We start from the raw sequence: 907 nt of genomic DNA on the forward strand, positions 1-907 counted from the left end.
TTTCTGATCTTAGGTATTTCTCCTTTCAAAAAAGGCAAACCCGCATCACAGGTTTGCCTCTTTACTCACTTCTTATTTAATCCTTTTTCACTTAAAAACTCTTTCATATGCATTCTTTTTTCTTTAGACATAAACGAACTCATTGATTCCGTCCATGTTACTTTTTTTTGATTTGATGATCTTTCTTTGTAATACGCGCTCATCGTTTCATCATATTCGTTTAATAATTCATCATATTTTTGTTCATCATATCCATTTTCATGAAGAACCGCTGCTACCGGTAAGCGTGGTTTAACTCCATGTTCTTCATCTGGTACACCGACTGTCATTCCGAATACAGGATATACTTTATCTGGTAAATGAAGCAATTCGCTCACTTCTCTCGGATTATTACGAATACCACCAATATAACAAATACCGTATCCTAATGACTCTGCTGCTAACGCTAAGTTTTGCGCAAAAAGTGAAGCATCTACCGTCGCAACAATAAAGTCTTCCACCCCTTCATGCTTTATCTCTGTACCATGTTTTTCACATGCAATTTCAAGTCGTTTTAAATCTGCACAACAAACAAAGAATGCTGCGCAGTCTTTCACATGGCGATTTCCGGATAGCTCTGCTAATTTAGCCTTTAATTCCTGATTTGTTACATATATGACAGAATACGCCTGTACAAAATGTGATGAAGCCGCATGCTGTGCAGCGTGCACCATTTTTTCTACTACATCTTTCGGAATTGATTCTTCTTTATATTTACGAACTGAAACGTGTTGCTCTATCTTATGTATTATCTCATTCATGAAAATCACTCCTTTTTCTCTTCATAATGAAAAATTAACACATCTTTTTCAATATTCACAACTTATAAGCACAAAAAGAGCAATTCTTTTTGAACTGCACCCCAATT

1 protein-coding gene is annotated in these 907 nt (G+C 35.6%); it reads right to left on the reverse strand.

Annotation, left to right across the window (positions count from 1 at the left end):
* Positions 1-65: 65 nt before the first annotated feature.
* Positions 66-800: an oxygen-insensitive NADPH nitroreductase gene (gene nfsA / locus DN400_RS29155; RefSeq protein ID WP_001002380.1), complete on the reverse strand. Its 735-nt coding sequence runs from the start codon at positions 798-800 to the stop codon at positions 66-68.
* Positions 801-907 lie beyond the last annotated feature (107 nt).

Origin of the sequence: Bacillus sp. AR8-1 (assembly GCF_008042345.1) — a bacterium.
Taxonomy (GTDB): domain Bacteria; phylum Bacillota; class Bacilli; order Bacillales; family Bacillaceae_G; genus Bacillus_A; species Bacillus_A cereus.

Excerpts from the sequence above, each read along its gene's own strand:
- nfsA (WP_001002380.1), bottom strand. The coding sequence starts at position 800 with ATGAATGAGATAATACATAAGATAGAGCAACACGTTTCAGTTCGTAAA.